Consider the following 18,418-nt stretch of genomic DNA (forward strand, 5'->3'; position numbering starts at 1 on the left):
ACTCACCTACGCGTCAAGAGTGAGTGGAGGATGCATGGAACAGAAGCCGACCCGGGTCCGGATCGTCGACGCCGCACGCGACCTCATGGGCACCGTGGGGCTCGCCCGCACCACCACCAAGGAGATCGCCCGGGCGGCGGGCTGCTCGGAGGCGGCGCTCTACAAGCACTTCGCCAGCAAGGAGCAGCTCTTCCTCACGGTCCTGACGGAACGGCTGCCGCGGCTCGGCGGCCTCCTGGAGGCGCTCGCCGTCGACCCCGGCCGCCGCACGGTCGAGGAGAACCTCACCGAGATCGCCCGGCAGGCCGCCCGCTTCTACGAGCAGACCTTCCCGATCGCCGCCTCGCTCTACGCCGAACCCGCGCTCAAGGCCCGCCACGACGCCGCCATCCGGGAGCTCGGTGCCGGCCCGCACCGGCCCATCGAGGGCCTCACCGCCTATCTGCGGGCCGAGCAGCAGCACGGCCGCATCGCCCCCGACGCCGACCCGGCCGCCGCCGCCGCGCTCCTCCTCGGCGCCTGCGCGCAGCGGGCCTTCGTCTACGACGCGCTGCCGGAGGGGGAGGGGCCCCCGCCCGTCGACGACTTCGCCCGCGCGATCGCCCGCACCCTGATGCGGGGGCTCAGCTAGCCAGCCAGTCGTCGATCCCCGCCAGGAGCGATTTCCGGACGTCTTCCGGGGCCGCCGAGCCGCGGACCGACTGGCGGGCCAGCTCGGCCAGCTCCGGGTCCGTGAAGCCGTGGTGGCGCCGGGCGAGTTCGTACTGGGCGGCCAGGCGGGAGCCGAAGAGGAGCGGGTCGTCGGCGCCGAGGGCCAGCGGCACGCCCGCCTCGAAGAGGGTGCGCAGCGGGACGTCCTCGTGCTTCTCGTAGACGCCCAGGGCCACGTTCGAGGCGGGGCAGACCTCGCAGGTCACGCCCCGCTCCGCGAGCTTGCGCAGCAGCCGCTCGTCCTCCGCCGCGCGGACGCCGTGCCCGACGCGGGACGCCCGCAGGTCGTCCAGGCAGTCGCGGACGGAGGAGGGCCCGGTCAGCTCGCCGCCGTGCGGGGCCGCCAGGAGGCCGCCCTCGCGGGCGATCGCGAAGGCCCGGTCGAAGTCGCGGGCCATGCCCCGGCGCTCGTCGTTGGAGAGCCCGAAGCCGACCACGCCCCGGTCCGCGTACCGCACCGCGAGCCGGGCCAGCGTGCGGGCCTCCAGCGGGTGCTTCATGCGGTTCGCGGCGACCAGGACCCGCATCCCGAGGCCGGTCTCCCGGGAGGCCGCGTCGACCGCGTCCAGGATGATCTCCAGGGCCGGGATGAGGCCGCCCAGGTGGGGCGCGTACGAGGTCGGGTCGACCTGGATCTCCAGCCACCCGGAACCGTCCCTGACGTCCTCCTGTGCCGCCTCCCGCACCAGCCGCTGGATGTCCTCGGGCGAGCGCAGGCAGGAGCGGGCGATGTCGTACAGGCGCTGGAAGCGGAACCAGCCGCGCTCGTCGGTCGCCCGCAGCTGCGGAGGCGTGCCGCCCTTCAGCGCCTCCGGGAGGTGCACCCCGTACTTGTCGGCCAGTTCGAGGAGGGTCGAGGGCCGCATCGAACCGGTGAAGTGCAGGTGCAGATGGGCCTTGGGCAGCTGGGTGAGATCGCGGGGGTGCTCCATCGCCCGATCCTGCCTTACACGAATGGCGGTATGCACGGCGATTCCCCGATCGATACCCGACCGAACGCACGAACGGGCCCCGACTCGGAGGAGTCGGGGCCCGCCTGGTGACGTCGCCGGCTAGTCGCGGGCCTCGGCCAGCAGCTTCTGCATCCGGGACACGCCCTCCACCAGGTCCTCGTCGCCGAGCGCGTACGACAGACGCAGGTAGCCGGGGGTGCCGAAGGCCTCGCCCGGGACGACCGCGACCTCGGCCTCGTCCAGGATCAGCGCGGCCAGCTCGACGGAGCTCTGCGGGCGCTTGCCGCGGATCTCCTTGCCGAGGAGGGCCTTCACCGAGGGGTACACGTAGAACGCGCCCTCGGGGGTCGGGCAGAGGACGCCCTCGATCTCGTTGAGCATCCGCACGATGGTCTGGCGGCGGCGGTCGAAGGCCCGGCCCATCTCCTCGACGGCGTCCAGGTTCCCGGAGACGGCGGCGAGCGCGGCGACCTGGGCCACGTTGGAGACGTTGGAGGTGGCGTGCGACTGGAGGTTGGTCGCGGCCTTCACGACGTCCTTCGGGCCGATGATCCACCCCACGCGCCAGCCCGTCATCGCGTACGTCTTGGCGACGCCGTTGACGACGATGCACTTGTCGCGCAGCTCCGGCAGGACGGCCGGCAGCGAGGCGGCGGTGGCACCGCCGTACACCAGGTGCTCGTAGATCTCGTCGGTGAGGACCCACAGGCCGTGCTCGACGGCCCAGCGGCCGATCGCCTCGGTCTCGGCCTCGCTGTAGACGGCGCCGGTCGGGTTCGACGGGGAGACGAAGAGGACGACCTTCGTCCGCTCCGTGCGGGCCGCCTCCAGCTGCTCCACCGAGACGCGGTAGCCGGTGGTCTCGTCGGCGACGACCTCCACCGGGACACCGCCGGCGAGGCGGATCGACTCCGGGTAGGTGGTCCAGTACGGCGCCGGGACGATGACCTCGTCGCCCGGGTCGAGGATCGCGGCGAAGGCCTCGTAGATCGCCTGCTTGCCGCCGTTGGTCACCAGGACCTGGGAGGCGTCCACCTCGTAGCCGGAGTCGCGGAGCGTCTTGGCGGCGATCGCGGCCTTCAGCTCGGGCAGGCCGCCGGCCGGCGTGTAGCGGTGGAACTTCGGGTTCTTGCAGGCCTCGACGGCCGCGTCGACGATGTAGTCCGGGGTCGGGAAGTCGGGCTCTCCGGCGCCGAAACCGATCACCGGGCGCCCGGCGGCCTTGAGGGCCTTGGCCTTGGCGTCGACGGCGAGAGTGGCGGACTCGGAGATCGCACCGATCCGGGCGGAGACCCGACGCTCGGTGGGAGGGGTAGCAGCGCTCATACGGCCATCGTCCCAGACCGTTTCCCGGCCCGGCACACAGGTTTCAGGGACCGGACAGGAGCGGTCGATACCGGTCGGAGAACGGCCCTCGGGCAGGTCGGCGCGGTTCCTGTTCGACGTGAGGCCCCAAGACCACGTACACTCACTCCTCGTTGGCCCGCAGCCGCCCCGTCACACATGGGGTAGGTTGGGGGACATCGCAAAGGGTCGTAGCTCAATTGGTAGAGCACCGGTCTCCAAAACCGGCGGTTGGGGGTTCAAGTCCCTCCGGCCCTGCTACACACACCGCCAGGCTGTGTGCGCATGTACGTCTTCATTGCATTGTCGTGCGGCTCCACCCGGGCGCGGCACGGCCACGACCCGGAATCAGGTGAGAGATCGTGACGGACGCCGTTGGCTCCATCGACATGCCTGATGCCGAAGACGCGTCCGAGTCGAAGAAGAAGGGCCGCAAGGGCGGCAAGCGCGGGAAGAAGGGCCCTCTGGGCCGTCTCGCCGTCTTCTACCGGCAGATCGTCGCCGAGCTCCGCAAGGTCGTCTGGCCGACGCGTAGTCAGCTCACCTCGTACACCACGGTCGTCATCGTCTTCGTGGTCGTGATGATCGGCCTGGTGACCGTGATTGACTTGGGCTTCCAGGAAGCAGTCAAGTACGTCTTCGGCTGACTTTTTGTTCCACCCCATCTGTATCGCAGGAAGAAGCAGCCACCGTGTCTGACGCGAACCTGAACGACGCCTTCGAGTCCGAGTCCGTCGAGGACGAGCTGGACATCGTCGAGGCCGCCGACGAGGACGAGGACCTGGACGAGGCTGCGGACGCCGCGGCGGACGACGTCGAGGACGACGCGGAGGACACCGAGGACGCGGACGAGGAGTCCGCCGACGAGGACGCCGACGACTCCGAGGACGACGAGGCCGCCGAGGCCGACGACGTCGAGGCCGAGGTCGAGACCGAGGAGGAGGCCGAGCCGGCCGCCCCGGTCGACCCCGTCGCCGCCCTCCGCGAGGAACTGCGCACCCTGCCCGGCGAGTGGTACGTCATCCACACCTACGCGGGCTACGAGAAGCGCGTGAAGGCCAACCTGGAGCAGCGCGCCGTCTCGCTCAACGTCGAGGACTTCATCTACCAGGCCGAGGTGCCCGAGGAAGAGATCGTCCAGATCAAGGGCGGCGAGCGGAAGAACGTCAAGCAGAACAAGCTCCCCGGCTACGTCCTCGTCCGCATGGACCTGACGAACGAGTCCTGGGGCGTCGTCCGCAACACGCCCGGCGTCACCGGCTTCGTGGGCAACGCCTACGACCCGTACCCGCTGACCCTGGACGAGATCGTCAAGATGCTCGCCCCGGAGGCCGAGGAGAAGGCCGCCCGCGAGGCCGCCGAGGCCGAGGGCAAGCCGGCTCCGGCCCGCAAGCTGGAGGTCCAGGTCCTCGACTTCGAGGTCGGCGACTCGGTCACCGTCACCGACGGCCCCTTCGCCACCCTCCAGGCCACGATCAACGAGATCAACCCGGACTCGAAGAAGGTCAAGGGCCTCGTCGAGATCTTCGGTCGCGAGACCCCGGTCGAGCTCAGCTTCGACCAGATCCAGAAGAACTGACGACACAAGTTTCCGGACAGGTCAGAGGGGCTGCCACAGCCCCTCTGACCTGCTCGGTTTTTGGACGCGCAGCCATACCCGTTATCGTTGTGCGGTATGCCTCCATCCGGATGACCGGATGGATCGGCTGAAAACTCTCACTAGGACCCGGAGAGAGCAATGCCTCCCAAGAAGAAGAAGGTCACGGGGCTTATCAAGCTCCAGATCAACGCCGGTGCGGCCAACCCGGCCCCGCCGGTCGGCCCCGCGCTCGGTCAGCACGGCGTCAACATCATGGAGTTCTGCAAGGCCTACAACGCCGCGACCGAGTCGCAGCGTGGCTGGGTGATCCCGGTGGAGATCACGGTCTACGAGGACCGTTCCTTCACCTTCATCACCAAGACTCCGCCGGCCGCCAAGATGATCCTCAAGGCCGCGGGTGTGGAGAAGGGCTCCGGCGAGCCGCACAAGACCAAGGTCGCCAAGATCACCGAGGCGCAGGTCCGCGAGATCGCCACCACCAAGATGCCCGACCTCAACGCGAACGACCTGGACGCCGCGTCGAAGATCATCGCCGGCACCGCCCGTTCCATGGGCATCACGGTCGAGGGCTGATCACCTCCCCCTCGTGACCTCAGTGGTAGGGCCAAGCGCTGGTCCGCACCACGACTCCACACCTGCCACGCGGCGGCAGCCGCATGGTGAAACAGTCAACAGGAGCAGAAGTGAAGCGCAGCAAGTCCCTCCGGGCTGCCGACGCCAAGATCGACCGGGAGAAGCAGTACGCCCCGCTCGAGGCCGTGCGTCTCGCCAAGGAGACCTCCACCACCAAGTTCGACAGCACCGTCGAGGTGGCCTTCCGTCTGGGCGTCGACCCGCGCAAGGCCGACCAGATGGTCCGTGGCACCGTGAACCTTCCGCACGGCACCGGCAAGACCGCCCGGGTCCTGGTCTTCGCGACCGGTGAGCGTGCCGAGGCCGCGGTCGCCGCGGGCGCCGACATCGTCGGCTCCGACGAGCTGATCGACGAGATCGCCAAGGGCCAGCGCCTGAACGAGTTCGACGCCGTGGTCGCCACCCCGGACCTCATGGGCAAGGTCGGCCGCCTCGGCCGCGTGCTCGGTCCGCGTGGTCTCATGCCGAACCCGAAGACCGGCACCGTGACCCCCGATGTCGCCAAGGCTGTCAACGACATCAAGGGCGGCAAGATCGAGTTCCGCGTCGACAAGCACTCGAACCTGCACTTCATCATCGGCAAGACGTCCTTCGACGACACGCAGCTGGTGGAGAACTACGGCGCGGCCCTGGAGGAGATCCTCCGTCTGAAGCCGTCCGCCGCCAAGGGCCGCTACATCAAGAAGGCCGCCATCAGCACCACGATGGGCCCCGGCATCCCGGTCGACTCGAACCGCACCCGCAACCTCCTCGTCGAGGAGGACCCGGCCGCGGTCTGAGCCCTTCCGGCTCGGCGCAGTCAGTCCTGAAGCCGCCCCTCGTCCCTCTCCGGAGGAACGGGGGGCGGCTTTATTTGCGTCTCCTCCTGTCGTAGCCGTCGGATACGGTTCAAGAGAACGCAAAGACGATGATCACGAAGATCAAGGGGTGGGGAACACCTATGAGCAAGTCCACCTGGAAGCGCGCGGGCGTCGCGACCCTCTCCGCGGCGGCTCTCGTCGCGGGTCTGGCCGGTTGCAACGACGGCGACGCCAAGGCGGTCGGCAAGGCCCTCGGCGACCCGCTGCAGGCCCTGACGGCGGCGTACGAGAAGACCTCGGCCGCCAAGTCCGCCAAGGTCACCATGACCATGAGCATCGAGGGCGCCGGCGCCGAGTCCGGGACCATCGAGATGACCGGCGTCCAGGGCTGGGCCCCGGCGTCGATGGACATCACCATGAAGGGCTCCATGCTGAGCGCGGGCGACCCCGACGCGCCCGAGCAGATGCGCATGGTGATGCTCGACAACGTCATGTACATGGACATGGGCGAGAAGCAGGCCGCCGAGATGGACGGCAAGCGCTGGATGAAGCTGGACATGAAGGCCGCGGCGGCGGAGTCCGGCGACAAGGCCCTCCAGAAGCAGCTGACCGGCGGCCTGGACAACATGAACCAGGACCCGGCCCAGCAGCTGGCCCTGCTGCTCGACTCCCCGGACCTCAAGCACGTCGGTGCCGAGAAGGTCAACGGCATGGAGACCGAGCACTACAAGGGCACGCTCACCTTCGAGCAGATGCTGGCGGCGAACGAGTCCACGAAGCTCCTCTCCAAGGAGGAGCACGACAAGCTCATCGAGAACGTGAAGAAGACCGGCCTCAAGGGCTACGACACCGAGGTCTGGGTCAACAAGGACGGCTACCCGGCCCGCATGGACATCGGCATGGAGATGGCCGAGGGCACCGTGCAGATCCGCGCCGACTACAGCGACTACGGCACCAAGAGCGCCGTCGAGGCCCCGCCGGCGAGCGAGACCGTCGACCTCTTCAAGATGCTCCAGGAGGCCGACGCGGCGGGCGCCCAGGGCTGATTTGCCCCTGGGCCGAACCATCACGTACTCTTCCACAGAAGCCAAAGACCGCTGGTCGTTGCTGTGCCCTTACCGGGTGCGGTGGCCGAAGGATCCGCTGACTGCGGACGACCCGCGCAGGTGACTGTGGAGAGTTCCCGGATGTTCCATCCGGTCGAGCTGAGCCCCGTGCGCCTGCGCCGGGGCGTTTTCGTTTGTTCAGCCCCTTCTGAGCGGTCCTCATCACCCGGAAGGAGGCGAACGCACTATGCCGACGCCCAACAAGGCTGCATCGGTGGCCGAGCTCACGGACCAGTTCCGCAGCTCCAACGCCGCCGTGCTGACCGAGTACCGGGGTCTCACCGTCGCGCAGCTCAAGACGCTGCGTCGCTCGCTCGGTGAGAACGCCCAGTACGCCGTGGTGAAGAACACGCTGACCAAGATTGCGGCCAACGAGGCCGGGATCACCGCACTGGACGAGCACTTCGCTGGTCCGACCGCGGTCGCCTTCGTCACCGGTGACCCGGTGGAGTCGGCGAAGGCCCTGCGTGACTTCGCCAAGGAGAACCCGAACCTCATCATCAAGGCTGGTGTCCTTGACGGTAAGGCTCTCTCCGCCGACGACATCAAGAAGCTTGCGGACCTCGAGTCCCGCGAGGTTCTGCTCAGCAAGCTGGCCGGCGCCTTCAAGGGCAAGCAGTCTCAGGCTGCTCAGCTCTTCCAGGCTCTGCCGTCGAAGCTCGTCCGCACCGTGGACGCGCTCCGTGCCAAGCAGGCCGAGCAGGGCGGTGCCGAGTAATTCGGCTCGCGCATTGATCCGCGCCGCCTAGTGCGCGGGTCGTAGCGGGCCGTTACGCCCGCCTCTATAGACACATCGGCACCTGCCGAATTAGTGGAAGGATCGCCCATCATGGCGAAGCTCTCTCAGGACGACCTCCTCGCCCAGTTCGAGGAGATGACCCTCATCGAGCTCTCCGAGTTCGTGAAGGCCTTCGAGGAGAAGTTCGACGTCACCGCCGCTGCCGCCGTCGCCGTCGCCGGCCCGGCCGCCACCGGTGCCCCGGCCGAGGCCGAGGCCGAGCAGGACGAGTTCGACGTCATCCTCGAGGGTGCCGGCGACAAGAAGATCCAGGTCATCAAGGTCGTGCGCGAGCTCACCTCCCTGGGCCTCAAGGAGGCCAAGGACCTCGTCGACGGCACCCCGAAGCCGGTCCTCGAGAAGGTCGCGAAGGACGCCGCCGAGAAGGCCGCCGAGGCCCTCAAGGGCGCCGGCGCCTCCGTCACGGTCAAGTAAGGCCGTTTCGGCTCGCTGAGCTGACTCTCGCCCCCGTGTAACGCGGAGGCACCGAAAGGCGATCATCCATCTGGGTGGTCGCCTTTCGGCGTTCCCGGGACCCGCGTGGCGGGGGTCCCGCCGGCCGTCGGAAGCGGAGTATGGTGATCTTCGCCGTGCGCCGCTCACGGGCGGGGGCCTTGACGAACGGCACGCCGCGCGCAATTCTCAGGACGCGTCGTCACAACGATCCGTTTCCGAGGCATGGATCGACGACCGAACGGGCAGTATCGAGGTGCGCCGCACGGCGCGAGTACCGCGGAGTTGAGAGCAACGAGGGTCGCGAGGAAGTCGCCCTGGACATCAGTGGGCCAAGTGGCTACACTGTCCCTTTGCGCTGCCTGTTAGCTGCCCCCTGCCCGTCACCAGGGGCATACCTTCGCATCAGCTTCGTGGACCGACCCCGTCTGACCTGGCCTTTTGGTCACTTCAGGAAACGTCTGCCGTGAAGCGTTGCTGGGGACCGGTACGCGCGTAGTGAGTCCGAGCCCTCGGAAGGACCCCCTCTTGGCCGCCTCGCGCAACGCCTCGAACAACATGAACAACGCCGCCAGCACCGCCCCGCTGCGCATCTCCTTCGCAAAGATCAAGGAGCCCCTCGAGGTTCCGAACCTCCTCGCGCTGCAGACCGAGAGCTTTGACTGGCTGCTCGGCAACGCCGCCTGGAAGGCTCGCGTCGAGGCTGCCCTTGAGTCGGGACAGGACGTCCCCACGAAGTCCGGTCTGGAGGAGATCTTCGAGGAGATCTCCCCGATCGAGGACTTCTCCGGGTCGATGTCGCTGACCTTCCGCGACCACCGCTTCGAGCCGCCGAAGAACTCCATCGACGAGTGCAAGGACCGTGACTTCACGTACGGCGCCCCGCTCTTCGTCACCGCCGAGTTCACCAACAACGAGACCGGCGAGATCAAGTCCCAGACGGTCTTCATGGGCGACTTCCCGCTCATGACGAACAAGGGCACCTTCGTCATCAACGGCACCGAGCGTGTCGTCGTCTCGCAGCTCGTCCGTTCGCCGGGCGTCTACTTCGACTCCTCCATCGACAAGACGTCCGACAAGGACATCTTCTCGGCCAAGATCATCCCGTCCCGGGGTGCCTGGCTGGAGATGGAGATCGACAAGCGCGACCTCGTCGGCGTCCGCATCGACCGCAAGCGCAAGCAGTCGGTCACCGTCCTCCTGAAGGCGCTCGGCTGGACCACCGAGCAGATCCTCCAGGAGTTCGGCGAGTACGAGTCCATGCGCGCCACCCTGGAGAAGGACCACACCCAGGGCCAGGACGACGCGCTGCTCGACATCTACCGCAAGCTCCGTCCGGGCGAGCCGCCGACCCGTGAGGCCGCCCAGACGCTGCTCGAGAACCTCTACTTCAACCCGAAGCGCTACGACCTCGCCAAGGTCGGCCGCTACAAGGTGAACAAGAAGCTCGGCGCCGACGAGCCGCTCGACGCCGGCATCCTCACCACCGACGACGTCATCGCCACGATCAAGTACCTCGTGAAGCTCCACGCGGGCGAGACCGAGACGATCGGCGAGAACGGCAACGAGATCGTCGTCGAGACCGACGACATCGACCACTTCGGCAACCGTCGTCTGCGCAACGTCGGCGAGCTCATCCAGAACCAGGTCCGCACCGGCCTGGCCCGCATGGAGCGCGTCGTCCGCGAGCGGATGACCACCCAGGACGTCGAGGCGATCACGCCGCAGACCCTGATCAACATCCGGCCGGTCGTCGCCTCCATCAAGGAGTTCTTCGGCACCAGCCAGCTGTCCCAGTTCATGGACCAGAACAACCCGCTCTCGGGTCTGACGCACAAGCGTCGTCTGTCCGCGCTGGGCCCCGGTGGTCTCTCCCGTGAGCGGGCCGGCTTCGAGGTCCGAGACGTGCACCCGTCCCACTACGGACGCATGTGCCCGATCGAGACCCCCGAAGGCCCGAACATCGGTCTGATCGGTTCGCTCGCCTCGTACGGCCGCGTCAACGCGTTCGGCTTCATCGAGACGCCGTACCGCAAGGTCGTCGACGGCCAGGTCACCGACGAGGTCGACTACGTCACCGCCGACGAGGAGGACCGGTTCGTCATCGCGCAGGCCAACGCCGCGCTCAACGACGACCTGCAGTTCACCGAGCCGCGCGTCCTGGTCCGCAAGCGTGGCGGCGAGGTCGACTACGTCGAGCCGTCGGACGTGGACTACATGGACGTCTCGCCGCGCCAGATGGTGTCGGTCGCGACCGCCATGATCCCCTTCCTCGAGCACGACGACGCCAACCGTGCCCTCATGGGCGCGAACATGATGCGCCAGGCCGTCCCGCTCATCAAGGCGGAGGCCCCGCTCGTCGGCACCGGCATGGAGTACCGCTGTGCCACCGACGCCGGCGACGTCCTCAAGGCCGAGAAGTCCGGTGTCGTCCAGGAGCTGTCGGCCGACTACATCACGGTCGCCAACGACGACGGCACGTACAACACGTACCGCCTGCACAAGTTCTCCCGGTCGAACCAGGGCACCTCCGTCAACCAGAAGGTCGTCGTCGCCGAGGGTGACCACGTCATCGAGGGCCAGGTCCTCGCCGACGGTCCCGCCACCGAAGACGGCGAGATGGCGCTCGGCAAGAACCTCCTCGTGGCGTTCATGCCGTGGGAGGGCCACAACTACGAGGACGCGATCATCCTGTCGCAGCGCCTCGTGCAGGACGACGTCCTCTCCTCGATCCACATCGAGGAGCACGAGGTCGACGCCCGTGACACCAAGCTCGGCCCCGAGGAGATCACCCGGGACATCCCGAACGTCTCCGAGGAGGTCCTCGCCGACCTCGACGAGCGCGGCATCATCCGCATCGGTGCCGAGGTCGTCGCCGGCGACATCCTGGTCGGCAAGGTCACGCCCAAGGGCGAGACCGAGCTGACCCCGGAGGAGCGCCTGCTCCGCGCGATCTTCGGTGAGAAGGCCCGTGAGGTCCGTGACACCTCCCTGAAGGTCCCGCACGGCGAGACCGGCAAGATCATCGGTGTCCGCGTCTTCGACCGCGAGGAGGGGGACGAGCTTCCCCCGGGCGTGAACCAGCTGGTCCGCGTCTACGTCGCCCAGAAGCGCAAGATCACCGACGGTGACAAGCTCGCCGGCCGCCACGGCAACAAGGGTGTCATCTCCAAGATCCTCCCGATCGAGGACATGCCCTTCCTCGAGGACGGCACCCCGGTCGACATCATCCTCAACCCGCTGGGTGTCCCGTCCCGAATGAACCCGGGACAGGTCCTGGAGATCCACCTCGGCTGGCTCGCCAGCCGCGGCTGGGACGTCTCCGGCCTCGCGGACGAGTGGGCGCAGCGCCTCCAGGCCATCGGCGCCGACCAGGTCGCCCCCGGCACCAACGTCGCGACCCCGGTCTTCGACGGTGCCCGCGAGGACGAGCTGGCCGGTCTGCTCCAGCACACCATCCCGAACCGCGACGGCGAGCGCATGGTGCTCCCGACCGGTAAGGCGCGCCTGTTCGACGGCCGCTCCGGCGAGCCGTTCCCGGACCCGATCTCGGTCGGGTACATGTACATCCTCAAGCTCCACCACCTGGTCGACGACAAGCTGCACGCCCGGTCGACCGGCCCGTACTCGATGATCACCCAGCAGCCGCTGGGTGGTAAGGCCCAGTTCGGTGGCCAGCGCTTCGGTGAGATGGAGGTGTGGGCGCTGGAGGCTTACGGCGCCGCGTACGCCCTCCAGGAGCTGCTGACGATCAAGTCCGACGACGTGACCGGCCGCGTGAAGGTCTACGAGGCCATCGTCAAGGGCGAGAACATCCCTGAGCCCGGCATCCCCGAGTCCTTCAAGGTGCTCATCAAGGAGATGCAGTCCCTGTGCCTCAACGTGGAGGTGCTGTCCTCGGACGGCATGTCCATCGAGATGCGCGACACCGACGAGGACGTCTTCCGCGCAGCGGAGGAGCTCGGCATCGACCTGTCCCGGCGCGAGCCGAGCAGCGTCGAAGAGGTCTGACGGGAGTCCGGCGGACCTTGAGTGATCAAGGTCCGCCGGCCCCAGGACCCCCGTATCAGACCCCACAGCCTTACAACCCTGAGAGGGATTGACGCATAGTGCTCGACGTCAACTTCTTCGACGAGCTCCGGATCGGTCTGGCCACCGCTGACGACATCCGTCAGTGGAGCCACGGCGAGGTCAAGAAGCCGGAGACCATCAACTACCGCACCCTGAAGCCCGAAAAGGACGGACTCTTCTGCGAGAAGATCTTCGGTCCGACCCGGGACTGGGAGTGCTACTGCGGCAAGTACAAGCGTGTCCGCTTCAAGGGCATCATCTGTGAGCGGTGTGGCGTCGAGGTCACCCGCGCCAAGGTGCGCCGCGAGCGGATGGGCCACATCGAGCTGGCCGCTCCCGTCACCCACATCTGGTACTTCAAGGGCGTCCCGTCGCGCCTCGGGTACCTCCTCGACCTCGCCCCGAAGGACCTCGAGAAGGTCATCTACTTCGCGGCGTACATGATCACCTTCGTCGACGACGAGCGCCGCACCCGCGACCTCCCGTCGCTGGAGGCCCACGTCTCCGTCGAGCGCCAGCAGATCGAGCAGCGCCGCGACTCCGACCTGGAGAACCGCGCCAAGAAGCTCGAGTCCGACCTGGCCGAGCTGGAGGCCGAGGGCGCCAAGGCCGACGTGCGCCGCAAGGTGCGCGAGGGTGCCGAGCGCGAGATGAAGCAGCTGCGCGACCGCGCGCAGCGCGAGATCGACCGTCTGGACGAGGTCTGGTCCCGCTTCAAGAACCTCAAGGTCCAGGACCTGGAGGGCGACGAGCTCCTCTACCGCGAGCTGCGTGACCGCTTCGGCACGTACTTCGACGGCTCGATGGGTGCCGCGGCGCTGCAGAAGCGCCTGGAGTCCTTCGACCTGGAGGAGGAGGCGGAGAAGCTCCGCGAGATCATCCGTACCGGCAAGGGCCAGAAGAAGACCCGTGCGCTCAAGCGCCTCAAGGTCGTCTCCGCGTTCCTGCAGACCGCGAACAGCCCCAAGGGCATGGTTCTCGACTGCGTGCCGGTCATCCCGCCGGACCTCCGTCCGATGGTGCAGCTGGACGGTGGCCGCTTCGCGACCTCCGACCTGAACGACCTGTACCGCCGTGTGATCAACCGCAACAACCGTCTGAAGCGTCTGCTCGACCTCGGTGCCCCCGAGATCATCGTGAACAACGAGAAGCGGATGCTCCAGGAGGCGGTCGACGCCCTCTTCGACAACGGCCGTCGTGGTCGCCCGGTCACGGGCCCCGGCAACCGTCCGCTGAAGTCCCTGAGCGACATGCTCAAGGGCAAGCAGGGTCGTTTCCGTCAGAACCTGCTCGGCAAGCGTGTCGACTACTCGGCGCGTTCCGTCATCGTCGTCGGCCCGCAGCTCAAGCTGCACCAGTGCGGTCTGCCGAAGGCCATGGCGCTGGAGCTCTTCAAGCCGTTCGTGATGAAGCGCCTGGTCGACCTGAACCACGCGCAGAACATCAAGAGCGCCAAGCGGATGGTCGAGCGCGGCCGCACGGTCGTGTACGACGTCCTCGAAGAGGTCATCGCCGAGCACCCGGTTCTGCTGAACCGTGCGCCCACGCTGCACCGCCTCGGCATCCAGGCCTTCGAGCCCCAGCTGGTCGAGGGCAAGGCCATCCAGATCCACCCGCTCGTCTGCACCGCCTTCAACGCGGACTTCGACGGTGACCAGATGGCCGTGCACCTGCCGCTCTCCGCGGAGGCGCAGGCCGAGGCCCGCATCCTGATGCTGTCCTCGAACAACATCCTCAAGCCGGCCGACGGCCGCCCGGTGACGATGCCGACCCAGGACATGGTCCTCGGTCTGTTCTTCCTCACCACCGACGGCGAGCTGCGTGACACCAAGGGCGAGGGCCGCGCGTTCGGCTCCACGGCCGAGGCGATCATGGCGTTCGACGCCGGGGAGCTCGCGCTCCAGTCGGAGATCGACATCCGCTTCCCGATCGGCACCGTTCCGCCGCGCGGCTGGGTTCCCCCGGTCGCCGAGGAGGGCGAGCCGGAGTGGCAGACGGGTGACTCGTTCCGTCTGAAGACGACGCTGGGCCGCGCGCTCTTCAACGAGCTGCTGCCCGAGGACTACCCGTTCGTCGACTACTCGGTGGGCAAGAAGCAGCTCTCCGAGATCGTCAACGACCTGGCGGAGCGCTACCCCAAGGTCATCGTGGCGGCGACGCTCGACAACCTGAAGGCGGCCGGCTTCCACTGGGCGACCCGTTCGGGCGTCACCGTGGCCATCTCCGACGTCGTCGTGCCCGAGGCCAAGAAGGCCATCGTCAAGGGCTACGAGGAGCAGGACGAGAAGGTCCAGAAGCAGTACGAGCGCGGTCTCATCACCAAGGAAGAGCGCACTCAGGAGCTCATCGCGATCTGGACCAAGGCGACCAACGAGGTCGCCGAGGCGATGAACGCGAACTTCCCGCGGACGAACCCGATCTTCATGATGGTGGACTCGGGCGCCCGAGGAAACATGATGCAGATGCGTCAGATCGCCGGTATGCGTGGTCTGGTGTCGAACGCCAAGAACGAGACGATCCCGCGTCCCATCAAGGCGTCCTTCCGTGAGGGCCTCACCGTCCTCGAGTACTTCATCTCGACGCACGGTGCCCGTAAGGGTCTGGCCGACACCGCCCTGCGTACCGCCGACTCGGGTTACCTGACCCGTCGTCTGGTGGACGTCTCGCAGGACGTCATCATCCGCGAGGAGGACTGTGGCACCGAGCGCGGTCTGAAGCTGCGGATCGCGGCCAAGGACGAGGCCGGTGTCCTGCGGAAGACGGACGACGTCGAGACCTCCGTGTACGCGCGGATGCTCGCCGAGGACGTCGTCGTGGACGGCAAGGTCATCGCGCCGGCCAACGTCGACCTGGGTGACGTGCTCATCGACGCCCTGGTCAACGCGGGCGTCGAGGAGGTCAAGACCCGCTCGGTCCTGACCTGTGAGTCCGCCGTCGGCACCTGTGCCTTCTGCTACGGCCGCTCGCTGGCCACCGGCAAGCTGGTCGACATCGGTGAGGCGGTCGGCATCATCGCCGCCCAGTCCATCGGTGAGCCCGGTACCCAGCTGACGATGCGTACCTTCCACACCGGTGGTGTGGCCGGTGACGACATCACCCAGGGTCTGCCGCGTGTCGTCGAGCTCTTCGAGGCGCGTCAGCCCAAGGGTGTCGCCCCGATCTCCGAGGCGGCCGGTCGCGTCCGCATCGAGGAGACCGAGAAGACCAAGAAGATCGTCGTCACCCCGGACGACGGCAGCGACGAGACGGCGTTCCCGATCTCGAAGCGTGCCCGTCTGCTCGTGGGCGAGGGCGACCACGTCGAGGTGGGCCAGAAGCTCACCGTGGGTGCCACCAACCCGCACGACGTGCTCCGGATCCTCGGTCAGCGCGCGGTCCAGGTCCACCTGGTCGGCGAAGTCCAGAAGGTCTACAACTCGCAGGGCGTGTCGATCCACGACAAGCACATCGAGATCATCATCCGGCAGATGCTCCGCCGCGTGACGATCATCGAGTCCGGCGACGCGGAGCTCCTCCCGGGCGAGCTGGTCGAGCGCTCGAAGTTCGAGCAGGAGAACCGTCGTGTGGTCACCGAGGGCGGTCACCCCGCCTCCGGCCGTCCGCAGCTGATGGGTATCACCAAGGCCTCGCTGGCCACGGAGTCCTGGCTGTCGGCCGCCTCCTTCCAGGAGACGACCCGAGTCCTGACGGACGCGGCGATCAACGCCAAGTCCGACAGCCTCATCGGCCTCAAGGAGAACGTGATCATCGGTAAGCTCATCCCGGCCGGTACGGGTCTGTCCCGCTACCGCAACATCCGGGTCGAGCCGACCGAGGAGGCCAAGGCGGCGATGTACTCGTCCGTCGGCTACGACGACCTCGACTACTCGCCGTTCGGCACCGGCTCCGGCCAGGCCGTTCCGCTGGAGGACTACGACTACGGTCCGTACAACCAGTAAGCGAGTCGCTTGACCGAAGGGCGGCCACCCCGTTGCGTACGGGGTGGCCGCCCTTCGGGGTTTCAGCGCCCGGCCAGCTCCCACAGCGCGACGAGCACCCCCGCGCCGGCGGTGAGCGCGGCGATGGAGGCGAGCGGCCAGCGGGCGCGCTCCAGGTCGTCGAGGCGGGCCTCGTGGTCGGCGAGCTGCTTGTCGGTCTGGTCGCTGCGCTGGACGAGCAGGGCGAGCGAGCCGTCGACGCGGGCGAAGCCGGCTTCGAGGGTGCCGCGGAGCCGCTCCAGTTCGAGCGCCACCGCGACCGGGTCGTTCGGATCAGCCTCGGTCATCGGCGCCGCCCTGGTCCGTCCGCAGCCACGCGGGCAGCAGGAGCTGTACGGCGGGGACCGCCATCGCCCGGGTCAGGGCGCCGGCCACGGTGAGCGCGCCGGCGACCCAGGGGAGGGTGGCGGGGATGCCGGAGGCGTCGACGAGCGCCGGCAGGACCAGGGCGAGGGCGACGGCGGTCTGCAGCACGGTGCGGGCCGTGCGCTTCGCGGCTTCGGACATGGGGGTCTCTCCTTAGGGGATCACTGCGGGAGCACGGGGGATCACTGGGTGTACGGGACCTTCAGCGCGTTCCAGGAGGTGGCGCCGGGCCAGCCGTCGGCGTCGGTGCCGCGGAAGCCGAGCTTGCGCTGCCAGGCCTCGTACGACCTGCGGTCGGCCTCGGTCCAGCGGGGGCCGGGGCCGACCTGGTAGCGGCCGCAGCCCTCGGCCATCAGCCGGCGGCCCATCGCGGTGATCACCGGCGAGCTGGGGTCGTTCCGGAAGAAGGCGGCGCCGGGGAAGGGCTGGTAGCGGGGGGTGGCCGGCTTGGCGGGGGCGGTGGGCCGGGGGGCGGGGGCGGCACCGAGCCGCTTCTGCACCCGGTCGCGCATGACGGGCATGGCGAAGCCCTTGGGGTCGCTCTTCCAGTCGGACCACTCCAGGTGGCCGATGACGGACCTGGCGCCCCAGCCGTGGGCGCGGCAGAGGGCGGCCGAGACGCGTTCGACGGCGTCGAGCTGGGCGGCCGGCCAGGGGTCGCGGCCGTTGCCGAGGTTGACGCACTCGAAGCCGTAGAAGCGGGAGTTGCCGTCGACGGCGCCGGCGCTGCCCTGGTGCTCGCGCGGGGCCGGGGGCCGGTCGCCGTAGGCCTCGGTGACGACGGCCCGCAGGACGGACGGGTCGCCGCCGCCGGCGTGGTTGGCGCGGCCGTCGGAGACGAGGTGGACGGTGCCGTCCTTGGCGATGACGCCGTGGCAGAGCGGGCCGGGGAGGCTGTCGTAGCCGTCGAAGCACATCTCCACGGAGTGGGCGGTGCCGGTGGAGACGGTGTGGTGGATCATGACGCCGGCGACGGGGCCCCAGGCGCCGGCGCGGTTGCGGTGGTGGCCGCGCCAGCCGGGGTGTTCGACGACGGTGACGCCTTCGGCGCGGAGCGCGGCGAGGAGCCGGTCCGCGGACAAGGGGGTGGCCATCTGAGGTCCTCCAGACATGCGAAAACCCCGGCCGTCGGGGGCGCGGGGCGGATGGGGCGGGGGGAGTGCGCGGGGCGGACGGGGCGCGGGCGTTACGCCCCGGGCTCCGGTTCCGGTTCCGGCGCGGGCTCCGGTTCGGGCTCGGGTTCGGGGGCCGGGGCCCAGGCGGCGCAGAGCGCGGCGAAGGCGGTCCTGCGGGTCTCGAAGTCGGTGAGGGCGGCGGCGACCGCGCGGACGACGGCGTCGGGGTCGGGGACGGCGGGCCGGCCGTTGACGGGCTGGACCATGGTGAGGCCGTAGCCGCGCAGCTGGGCGCCGCCCTCGCCGTTCTCGGCGATCTGCGCGGTGACGTACACCGCGGGGTACTCGCCGGTCATCGGGTCGGGTTCCAGCGGGCCGCCGAGGCTGTTGTCGTACAGCCGCAGCTCGATCGTGTGGCCCTGCTCGGCGACGGAGCCGCGGCCCGCGTAGTCGATGGCGACGCCCCAGGGCTGGGTGGGGTCGGGGATCATGGGTGCGCTCCTTGGGGGAG

The 18,418-nt window shown here is 68.5% G+C and carries 16 protein-coding genes and 1 tRNA gene; 11 read left to right on the forward strand and 6 right to left on the reverse strand.

Annotated features, from left to right (window positions below; all coding sequences use genetic code 11):
- The first annotated feature begins 34 nt into the window (after positions 1-34).
- Positions 35-631 (forward strand): helix-turn-helix domain-containing protein, encoded by a 597-nt coding sequence (locus tag ABZ621_RS05965; protein WP_360601158.1) that lies wholly within the window; start codon positions 35-37, stop codon positions 629-631.
- On the opposite strand, the gene ABZ621_RS05970 is transcribed toward ABZ621_RS05965, so the two are convergent.
- On the reverse strand, positions 624-1,643 hold the full coding sequence (locus ABZ621_RS05970) for an adenosine deaminase (RefSeq protein ID WP_360601160.1): 1,020 nt from the start codon (positions 1,641-1,643) through the stop codon (positions 624-626). The genes ABZ621_RS05965 and ABZ621_RS05970 overlap by 8 nt on opposite strands.
- A gap of 120 nt (positions 1,644-1,763) precedes the next feature.
- Positions 1,764-2,990, reverse strand: a complete 1,227-nt coding sequence (locus ABZ621_RS05975) for a pyridoxal phosphate-dependent aminotransferase (protein ID WP_360601162.1) — start codon at positions 2,988-2,990, stop codon at positions 1,764-1,766.
- Between the two features lie 203 nt (positions 2,991-3,193).
- Here ABZ621_RS05975 and ABZ621_RS05980 point away from each other — a divergent pair.
- The 10 genes from ABZ621_RS05980 (at position 3,194) to ABZ621_RS06025 (ending at position 16,387) form a co-directional block, all read left to right on the forward strand.
- A tRNA-Trp gene (locus ABZ621_RS05980) sits at positions 3,194-3,266 on the forward strand.
- Between the two features lie 104 nt (positions 3,267-3,370).
- Positions 3,371-3,655 (forward strand): preprotein translocase subunit SecE, encoded by a 285-nt coding sequence (gene secE / locus ABZ621_RS05985; protein ID WP_360601164.1) that lies wholly within the window; start codon positions 3,371-3,373, stop codon positions 3,653-3,655.
- Between the two features lie 44 nt (positions 3,656-3,699).
- Positions 3,700-4,587 (forward strand): transcription termination/antitermination protein NusG, encoded by an 888-nt coding sequence (gene nusG, locus ABZ621_RS05990; protein WP_360601166.1) that lies wholly within the window; start codon positions 3,700-3,702, stop codon positions 4,585-4,587.
- A gap of 159 nt (positions 4,588-4,746) precedes the next feature.
- Positions 4,747-5,181: a 50S ribosomal protein L11 gene (rplK, locus tag ABZ621_RS05995; RefSeq protein ID WP_030494213.1), complete on the forward strand. Its 435-nt coding sequence runs from the start codon at positions 4,747-4,749 to the stop codon at positions 5,179-5,181.
- A gap of 110 nt (positions 5,182-5,291) precedes the next feature.
- Positions 5,292-6,020 (forward strand): 50S ribosomal protein L1, encoded by a 729-nt coding sequence (rplA, locus tag ABZ621_RS06000; RefSeq protein ID WP_360601168.1) that lies wholly within the window; start codon positions 5,292-5,294, stop codon positions 6,018-6,020.
- 161 nt (positions 6,021-6,181) lie between these two features.
- Positions 6,182-7,087 (forward strand): hypothetical protein, encoded by a 906-nt coding sequence (locus ABZ621_RS06005; RefSeq protein ID WP_360601170.1) that lies wholly within the window; start codon positions 6,182-6,184, stop codon positions 7,085-7,087.
- Between the two features lie 247 nt (positions 7,088-7,334).
- Positions 7,335-7,865 carry a 50S ribosomal protein L10 gene (rplJ, locus tag ABZ621_RS06010; protein ID WP_030494216.1) on the forward strand — a complete coding sequence of 177 codons (531 nt, stop codon included), beginning with the start codon at positions 7,335-7,337 and terminating at the stop codon, positions 7,863-7,865.
- A gap of 111 nt (positions 7,866-7,976) precedes the next feature.
- The gene (rplL, locus tag ABZ621_RS06015; protein WP_360601173.1) at positions 7,977-8,360 is read left to right on the forward strand and encodes a 50S ribosomal protein L7/L12; all 384 of its coding nucleotides are present in this window, start codon (positions 7,977-7,979) and stop codon (positions 8,358-8,360) included.
- Positions 8,361-8,906: 546 nt separating this feature from the next.
- Positions 8,907-12,389: a DNA-directed RNA polymerase subunit beta gene (gene rpoB / locus ABZ621_RS06020; RefSeq protein WP_360601175.1), complete on the forward strand. Its 3,483-nt coding sequence runs from the start codon at positions 8,907-8,909 to the stop codon at positions 12,387-12,389.
- Positions 12,390-12,487: 98 nt separating this feature from the next.
- The gene (locus ABZ621_RS06025) at positions 12,488-16,387 is read left to right on the forward strand and encodes a DNA-directed RNA polymerase subunit beta' (RefSeq protein WP_360601177.1); all 3,900 of its coding nucleotides are present in this window, start codon (positions 12,488-12,490) and stop codon (positions 16,385-16,387) included.
- 62 nt (positions 16,388-16,449) lie between these two features.
- On the opposite strand, the gene ABZ621_RS06030 is transcribed toward ABZ621_RS06025, so the two are convergent.
- From ABZ621_RS06030 to ABZ621_RS06045, 4 genes are all read right to left on the reverse strand, one after another.
- Positions 16,450-16,713 (reverse strand): hypothetical protein, encoded by a 264-nt coding sequence (locus tag ABZ621_RS06030; protein WP_360601179.1) that lies wholly within the window; start codon positions 16,711-16,713, stop codon positions 16,450-16,452.
- Positions 16,700-16,933 (reverse strand): hypothetical protein, encoded by a 234-nt coding sequence (locus ABZ621_RS06035; protein ID WP_360601181.1) that lies wholly within the window; start codon positions 16,931-16,933, stop codon positions 16,700-16,702. Before ABZ621_RS06035 ends, ABZ621_RS06030 begins: the two co-directional genes overlap by 14 nt.
- Before the next feature lie 41 nt (positions 16,934-16,974).
- The gene (locus tag ABZ621_RS06040) at positions 16,975-17,886 is read right to left on the reverse strand and encodes a peptidoglycan-binding protein (RefSeq protein WP_360601183.1); all 912 of its coding nucleotides are present in this window, start codon (positions 17,884-17,886) and stop codon (positions 16,975-16,977) included.
- Positions 17,887-17,978: 92 nt separating this feature from the next.
- The gene (locus ABZ621_RS06045) at positions 17,979-18,398 is read right to left on the reverse strand and encodes an ATP-binding protein (protein WP_360601185.1); all 420 of its coding nucleotides are present in this window, start codon (positions 18,396-18,398) and stop codon (positions 17,979-17,981) included.
- Between the last annotated feature and the right edge of the window lie 20 nt (positions 18,399-18,418).

The sequence above is a fragment of the Streptomyces sp. NPDC007863 genome (assembly GCF_040633895.1).
Taxonomy (GTDB): Bacteria; Actinomycetota; Actinomycetes; order Streptomycetales; family Streptomycetaceae; genus Streptomyces.

What these genes read in the sequence shown, in the direction of transcription:
- ABZ621_RS05965 (WP_360601158.1), top strand. Translation starts at nt 35, where the DNA reads ATGGAACAGAAGCCGACCCGGGTCCGGATCGTCGACGCCGCACGCGAC.
- ABZ621_RS05970 (WP_360601160.1), bottom strand. Translation starts at nt 1,643, where the DNA reads ATGGAGCACCCCCGCGATCTCACCCAGCTGCCCAAGGCCCATCTGCAC.
- ABZ621_RS05975 (WP_360601162.1), bottom strand. Translation starts at nt 2,990, where the DNA reads ATGAGCGCTGCTACCCCTCCCACCGAGCGTCGGGTCTCCGCCCGGATC.
- rplK (WP_030494213.1), top strand. Translation starts at nt 4,747, where the DNA reads ATGCCTCCCAAGAAGAAGAAGGTCACGGGGCTTATCAAGCTCCAGATC.
- ABZ621_RS06005 (WP_360601170.1), top strand. Translation starts at nt 6,182, where the DNA reads ATGAGCAAGTCCACCTGGAAGCGCGCGGGCGTCGCGACCCTCTCCGCG.
- rplJ (WP_030494216.1), top strand. Translation starts at nt 7,335, where the DNA reads ATGCCGACGCCCAACAAGGCTGCATCGGTGGCCGAGCTCACGGACCAG.
- rplL (WP_360601173.1), top strand. Translation starts at nt 7,977, where the DNA reads ATGGCGAAGCTCTCTCAGGACGACCTCCTCGCCCAGTTCGAGGAGATG.
- ABZ621_RS06030 (WP_360601179.1), bottom strand. Translation starts at nt 16,713, where the DNA reads ATGACCGAGGCTGATCCGAACGACCCGGTCGCGGTGGCGCTCGAACTG.
- ABZ621_RS06035 (WP_360601181.1), bottom strand. Translation starts at nt 16,933, where the DNA reads ATGTCCGAAGCCGCGAAGCGCACGGCCCGCACCGTGCTGCAGACCGCC.
- ABZ621_RS06040 (WP_360601183.1), bottom strand. Translation starts at nt 17,886, where the DNA reads ATGGCCACCCCCTTGTCCGCGGACCGGCTCCTCGCCGCGCTCCGCGCC.
- ABZ621_RS06045 (WP_360601185.1), bottom strand. Translation starts at nt 18,398, where the DNA reads ATGATCCCCGACCCCACCCAGCCCTGGGGCGTCGCCATCGACTACGCG.